Raw genomic sequence first — 7266 nt, 5'->3', positions numbered from 1 at the left:
CCCCATAGCAACAAATTTCGTCTGGCCTGATAGGGTAACGGCCAAACACAGGTATGATGCTTACTGAAATACGACACCGTTCCTGTGAGAGGCCGCCCCGATGGAAGTATGTCAGCCACTGGCTAAAACCGCCAATCATTGCCACGCTCTTGAGCAGCTCGAACTCATGTTGACCCGCCTTCGCCAGCATCATAATCCGATCCGGCATTTTGAGGATTATGAAAACGAGGTCCATGCGCTTTTTGCGCAGGCAGAACGAGAGGTTCTGGCAAATGACCTGGCCTCACTCGACGTTGATGCACCAGCCATTGAGTTCAATGGCACCTGCTATCACCGGGCATTGCACTGTTCTGCAACTTATCAGTCAGCTGTCGGCCCTATCCGGGTTGCCCGCACACTGTACCGCCAGGGCAAAGAACCCTGCATTGTGCCCATGGAGCTTCAGGCAGGAATTGTTGAGGGGTTCTGGACACCGAGGGCCGCAAAGCAGGCGATATGGATGGTGGCACAGATGCCGCCTGGTGAAGCCAAAAGCCTCCTTGACCTTATGGGAAATATGACACCTTCGGAAAGTGCCCTGGCCAAGCTGCCCAGAAAGTTCAATGAACAATGGGAGCAACATCGTGAGCCTTTCGAGTGCCTCCTCAGGGAAAGCATCAAAGTTCCCGAAGAAGCTGTCACCGTGGCCGCTTCCCTGGATGGTGTGATGTTACCAATGAAAGACGGCAAGCGTCAGGAAAAGCGCGAGAAGAATAAATCCGAAGGCAAGCAAACCCGTGGTCCAGCCGGTTGCCAGGAGGCCAGTTGTGGAACCCTGTCGTTTTACGATGTCCAGGGGGAACGCCTTTCGACCATCAGGATGGGGCGGATGCCTGAAAGCAAGAAAGTCACTTTAAAGAAATCACTCGCGGACTTACTGGACGAAGCGCTCAGGCAGAAGCCTGAGTTATCACTGGTCAAAGTCGCCGACGGGGCGAAAGACAACTGGACCTATCTTGCCAATGAACTCCCGGAAGGGCATGAAATCGTAGACTTTTACCATGCCGCAGAACACCTGAAGAAGGCATTCGATCTGTCCTATGGTGAGAACAGTGCTAAATCCAGAGAAAAATTCACCACCTATCGTCATATCCTCAAGGAGGAGCCAGCAGGTGTTGAGAAAGTTATCAAGGCTCTGGCTTACCAACACAAGCAGCATCCCCGGCGATCGAAGTTGAAAACTGAGCTGGAGTACTTCAGAAATAATCGAGCCCGCATGAACTACGCTGAGCACTTGTCGCACAAACTGCCAATAGGTTCAGGGGTTATTGAGGCTGCCTGTAAAACCCTGGTAACGCAGCGTATGAAGTGTTCAGGTATGCGATGGCGTCATCCCGGAGGGCAAGGTGTTCTGACACTAAGATCATTAATCCAGAGCGGTCTGTTCGACAATGGATGGAAGCTGCTGGAAGTGACTTACTGCGCCAAGGTTACAGAGGTTGGCTCAAAGAATATCATCCCGTTTCCTGTAAAGGAGAACAATATTGTATGAAAGTACCAGTCAATATCAAACTTTCACCCGTTCTATTATGTACTCACTTCATTTTCCCTCCATTGCCGAATATTTTTTTGCTCTTTTGCCTGTAGTTTTTGTCCTTTTGCCTGCAGTTTTTGTTTTTGTTTTTCCAGTTGCTGTAGTTTTAGTTTGTCTTTTTCCTGCTTTTGTTTTTCTTGTTTCAGTAGTTTTTGTTTATTTTTTTCTTGTTTTTGTTTTTCTTCCATACTTTTTTTGTCCTTCTTTTTTTCTTCCTTTATGTTTATTTTCTGCAATCTCTCAAAATTTTCTAACTGAGTTTTATCTAACCCTCCATAAAATTCTGAAGGTGTACCACCATGGGAGTGTAAAACTTTCCCATTTGATTTATTGTACCTGTCATAATCTATTTCTGGACGTAGGCGGAAACCCCCGGCATATATTGCTCCCTGTTTCATTGGCCAGAACTCATCTTCTATTTTTCCCGGACCTTCCTGCAAGGTGCACCCATGTTCGATTAATACACGCAATGTTTGTGTATTATCATTATGCGCTGCATAATGGACAGGCATGGCATGATTTTTGTTCTCTATGAATTTTGATGCTCCAAGATCATTTATCAGGTACGGGATAAGAGCATGTTTACCTGTCAGGGAGGCCAGATGAAGCACGCAAGCACCATTTTTAGTTATTGCTTTATCTACGTTGGGTAAATTTCTCAATAATAATATACTCATCTCTTCGGTGCCTTCTGTGAAAGAGATATAAAACACCGAGTCCATACCATTTTCTTCAACCCTGTCAACGGCAGCACCAGCATCTAATAATTTTTCAGTGGTTTTAAGATTATGGTTTTTAACACTGAATCCAAGTGCAGTTTTTTTGTATTTATTCGGGCCCAAGTACGGTTTAAGCGCTAATAATGCATCTATAACCTGATCGCTCAAATTTAACTCACAAGCTGAAATAATAGGGGTTTTACTGTGAGGGTAATCCGAAAAATTGACATTAATGCCTGGTTGCTGACAGAGAAAAAGTATGGTGTCCTGCATTTTCTCGCGGACAACCAATTTAAGGACTGTATTCCCATTACTCATGCGAGCATTTATATTAATTCCATCCAGTGTACAAAGAAATTCTAACGTCTTCCACTGATTATTTAAGGCAGCCAGATGTAAGGGATGAACTAAGTTGTCTGGATTCTCTGGATCTTGCAGAGAATCAATCATTAATTCGGGCTGAGCTTGTTTCAAGTACTTTAAAGTGTCTATATCACCTGCCTGGCACGCATTAAAGTACATGTTATTGAATTCTTCCTGGCTTAATAGCGGCTCCATTATGGCTGGCATTGCTGATGCCCCGCGGGCGTCGTCCATGCCGGTATTTTCGATATTCTCGTTTGCTTCAATGGTGGTAATAGGAGTGCCCGGCACAATGGGTTGCGCATTGCCCCGTAGCCACTGGGGCAGGGGATGGGAGTGTGCAGATGGATAATCGAAACTGCCGGTAAAAGGTGTCGCAGGCGGAAGCCTATTGCCATCTACATCATAACGAGCCCATTCATCCTGCATTGCTTCATATCCGCTTTGGTGTGTGTAAGCAAGGGCGGAGAGATCTGAGCTTGGTATAGGCTGTTCAGAAACCGGTGGTGTGCTTGGTGTAGCGCCTGTGGCAGCAACAGTGCCAGTTGTTTTTTCATTTTGAGCTCTACGCAACTTTTGTATTTGATTTTCCAGATCTGTTTCTTTTTTTGTTAGTTTTTTTGCTCTTTCCTTCAGCCCTTGTTGTTCTTTAATGTTTTCCTGCAGACGCTTCATTAGGTTTCTATCTTTTTGTTTTTCTTTATTAATTGCTTCTCGTGTACGTCCATATTTCTCCTCATGTTCTTTCAGCTGGACTGCATCACCTCCAAAATAGTCCAAAGGTGTGCCACCCTCATCATATAACTTTCTTCCGTTGGTTCTATTTATCCTTTTATAGTTTATATCATAGTTAGAAGAGTACTTGTATTTTATCAGCTCCCAGAAGTCTTTTTCTATTCTTCCTTTCCCTTCATACAGGGTGCATCCAAGGTCAATTAATCTACGCAGTGTTGATGCATGATTTCCATACGCTGCATAATGGACTGGCATGGATTTATATTTATTGGTTACAAATCTTGAAGCCTTACGAGTGAGAATCAGATAAGAAGCGATTTCAACTTTGCCTTGTAAAGCAGCCAGATGCAACACCCGAACATCATAGTCAGATAATGATTGATTTACGTCCGGCAAATAATCCAATAGCAATTTACTAATCTCGTCAGAGGCTTTATCGAAGGAAATATAAAATATGCTGTCTTTTCCATCTTTATTTTTCTTGTTAACCACTGCTCCGGATTTTAATAATTTTTCAGTGGTTTCCAGATTGTTGTTTTCAACGCTAAAGGAAAGTGCAGTTTTGTTGTTTTTGTTCTCACCCAGGTATGGTTTATGATCCAATAATGCATCTATTATCTGATCGTCTACGTTATTTTTACAGGCGCAAATAATAGGGGTGAGACCGCGATTATTCTCCAGATTTATCTTAATATCCGGATGTTGACAGAGAAATTTTACGGTTGCCACGTGATTTTTATCGATAGCATAGAGGAGAGCGGTACTCTTATCAGCTGACAGGGCGTTTATATCAATACACGGATTCTGGCAAAGAAATTCTACCACTTCCACATGATTAAGATTGGCAGCCAGATGCAGGGGATAAACTGATTTTTTCGGCTCTTCTGGAACCTTCAAAGGATCAATCATCAACTGGGGATAAGCTTGCTCCAGGCGCTTTATAGTATTTAAGTCACCATCCCGGCAGGCATAGTAGTAGGTGTTATTGAAATCTTCCAGACTTATTGGCTTTTCAGTGACGGGCGGCAATGCGCATGCCCCTTCAATGTCGTCCGTGACGGGATTTTTGGTATTCTCGTATGCTTCTGCCCGCGTTATGTTTGTCGGATCAATATTGTACGTTGGCTCATATTCTGGTAATGATCGTAATGCTTGATAAGGGTATAGCTCGTAATACTCGGGTGGAGCTGATGGAGGTGGAAATTCATTGATAACTTCGTCATCACTGACCAACCCATCATTAGTCAACATTGCACCAATATCTTCATCGCTTATGCCAAAGGGAGCAGGAATATCTGAAGTTGGTGCAGGTGGTTCATAAGTATCATCTGTAGCAGCAGCTTCAGTAGTTTCTCCAGGTAGTTCAGAAGTGTCATTTATGGCAGCGGCTTCAGTAGTTTCTCCAGATGATTCAGAAGTATCTATGGCAACAGCAGCTTCAGCTGAACCACTTGCAGCAGCATCATGCCCGGTTTCTTCACTGGAGGGGGTGTCAGTGATCGTGTTATCAACAGGGAGCGACAACATGGTTCTTTGCCCGAGGCTCAACGTCTGTGGAGGGAGCGATTGTGAATCTGGCAGATGATTGCAAATGGATGAGGTATCAGATGACGTGCCGCACACCTGGCGACAATCGAAGTCACCCGGATGCTCGGGGGTGTCATCAGTGGCTGCGTCGGGAGTTTGATTCCGTGGATTAGTAGCAATAGCTGAAGAAATAGTATCTGCAACAGTGGTAGCCAGAATGCCAAGGTAGAACATTTTCAGGTCCTTTTTTTAATTGGGTTTTCTAAAGCCTGTTGCGGTTTCGTTGTTGACCTTTGAGTTTCCTGATAATGCATTACTATGGTAATTATTTTGGAATTAGCCAAAGGAGAACCTGAACTGCCGGGCAATAACTGAAACTTTAACGAACTTTGATAATTGCACCTTTGTTCAGACCGTAAAATTGACCAATAGTTTCAATACTGCCTTCCTTTTTTACCTTTACCGTGAATGCCCGGTCTGGCACGTAACGAACCAGGTGTTTAATTGATTGTATGATCAGTCATAAAGAAAGGTCAGGAAATTGCATGATTCTATTTGTCCATTAACCAAGTCCAGAGGTTTGGAATCTGTACTCCATTTCTTATGGCTTTCCAGGGTAAATTTGTCCATTGTGATTGGTCCGGCTGAACTGATTGATTCAGTGGTTCAATTAACTTTCTACTTCTGGCTAGGTATTCCTGCTTCTGTGTTTGTGAGAGCTTTTGATTGACAGGAGAATTCACATCCTTATCAATTATGCTGCAGAAATAATTATACATTTCCCGGCGATTAGACAAGTTACCGGAAATCATCGGGATAATGCACTGGCCGACAATGCCTGCATCGGTTTCACTCAGTAACGCACGCCACGGTTCTCCGGAAGACCTGTTCAATTGAAGCAGGATATTTGACAAGTGAAATTCGAATGGGCCTTTATCGCTGTTATTCGATGTTTTATTCAACACTGGCTTATGAGTTTCAAGATCATAAAGATTAAATGCAAGTTGGCCCAGAGCTCTTGTGGTATGTTTAAGATATTGGAGTTTATTGTTGGTATTGACGACATACTCGTGTTTCTGCCACTGGTCTTTCCTTCGGTTTTTTCGTGCCAATGGCATTTTGGAAATAGATCTTTCGAAGCGTTTTTTCCGATTCTGAAAACGCTCGTTTACATTGGCGTACTCTTGTTGGAAGGATGTCTTAAGCTGCTTCACGGTATCGGCAATGGCAATAATTAAAACGATATCAGAATTATTTAACATGCTGGCTCGTACTGCGTGATAAAAGTCATGTCCCATAAAGTCAAGAATGTCTGGAGCAGGTAAGTGGTCAGCTGTTTTTGGCAATGGATGGCCAGGATACGGAATAGCCATGTCTCTGTATCCTTTAAGGCCGCCGGTTCTAATATCTTCAGGGGTACTGATCCCGATTACCGGATTGATTTGATGGGCTTCTTCCTGGAAAACACTGTCAATGAACGCCTGTCGCAGCGTGATGGATGGGCACATCATCCACCCGCAGGCACCAAATAAAACCCTGAAGTCCAGGTATACCAGGGATTTTTTCGCAGTGAGCTGCTCTGGGTCTTCATTTGGAAAAATTGGGCAACTGTAGGTCCAGAAACCTGCCTCAACAGGAGGTGCTTTTTTAAGCAAAAACTGGATTTTCTGGATGATGGAATATGAATATACATCAAAAGAAGAACGGATAAAAAACATCTTTGACCTTTGCAATGAATTCGTTATGATTTCCCAGGCGTATTCATTAACTTCTCCATTATCATCAAACAGCTTGTGATGCCGAATCTTAAATGAATTTTTATCCTGGATACCTTCCAGGTAAATTCCCTGCAGGGTAACCAGGGTTGCAAATTCATTCCTGCTGATTATCTTTTCCCGAAATGCACGGAGTGCTGCATAGGCAAAGGCATCAGATTGTAAAAAGCTGAGGTGTTCTGTAGTGATTTGTTCTGGATTGAGACAACACTGGACAATTTGTTCAAGCTGCTGTGGAGTAGTGGCGTTTGCCTTTTCCATGATCAATAATTGTTGGTCTATCTTGATTCTACGAACAACTTCATTGAACTCCCTGGCATGGTCATCAGTGACTGGCAATAGCAGGGGGTATAAAGATGTTCCTTTAACGTTTCTCTCCTTCAAATCTGTTAAGGGTGTTACTGAATATCCCTGGTTGTCAGGCAACACAGCATCATCTGTAGTCATGCTGCAAACATATCTGAACGGACCGCTGATGGTATTCCAAAGAACGTTGACGAGCCTTGATGCAGCATTTACGGATCTGGTGTGTCACGAGAGCAGAGTCGGTCTGCTCGTAACTGTAATTGAGATG

3 protein-coding genes are annotated in these 7266 nt (G+C 43.7%); 1 reads left to right on the top strand and 2 read right to left on the bottom strand.

The annotated features are described in order from the left end of the window. Positions 1 to 100 precede the first annotated feature (100 nt). On the top strand, positions 101 to 1531 hold the full coding sequence (locus tag KDK15_RS04800) for a hypothetical protein (RefSeq protein WP_257294227.1): 1431 nt from the start codon (positions 101 to 103) through the stop codon (positions 1529 to 1531). A gap of 35 nt (positions 1532 to 1566) precedes the next feature. Here KDK15_RS04800 and KDK15_RS04795 read toward each other — a convergent pair whose 3' ends face one another. Together KDK15_RS04795 and KDK15_RS04790 are read right to left on the bottom strand one after the other, a co-directional pair. Beyond that, positions 1567 to 5151, bottom strand: coding sequence for an ankyrin repeat domain-containing protein (locus KDK15_RS04795; RefSeq protein ID WP_257294226.1), 3585 nt, complete (start codon positions 5149 to 5151; stop codon positions 1567 to 1569). Between the two features lie 317 nt (positions 5152 to 5468). Then, on the bottom strand, positions 5469 to 7139 hold the full coding sequence (locus tag KDK15_RS04790; RefSeq protein WP_257294225.1) for a hypothetical protein: 1671 nt from the start codon (positions 7137 to 7139) through the stop codon (positions 5469 to 5471). Positions 7140 to 7266: the final 127 nt, after the last annotated feature.

The organism is Endozoicomonas sp. YOMI1 (genome assembly GCF_024606345.1).
GTDB lineage: Bacteria > Pseudomonadota > Gammaproteobacteria > Pseudomonadales > Endozoicomonadaceae > Endozoicomonas.
Note: the sequence above shows the minus strand (reverse complement) of the source record. Positions and strands in the feature narration are given on the sequence as shown.

Bases quoted from the DNA above. Each gene is read 5' to 3' on its own strand.
- KDK15_RS04800 (WP_257294227.1), top strand. From the start codon at position 101: ATGGAAGTATGTCAGCCACTGGCTAAAACCGCCAATCATTGCCACGCT.
- KDK15_RS04795 (WP_257294226.1), bottom strand. From the start codon at position 5,151: ATGTTCTACCTTGGCATTCTGGCTACCACTGTTGCAGATACTATTTCT.
- KDK15_RS04790 (WP_257294225.1), bottom strand. From the start codon at position 7,139: ATGACTACAGATGATGCTGTGTTGCCTGACAACCAGGGATATTCAGTA.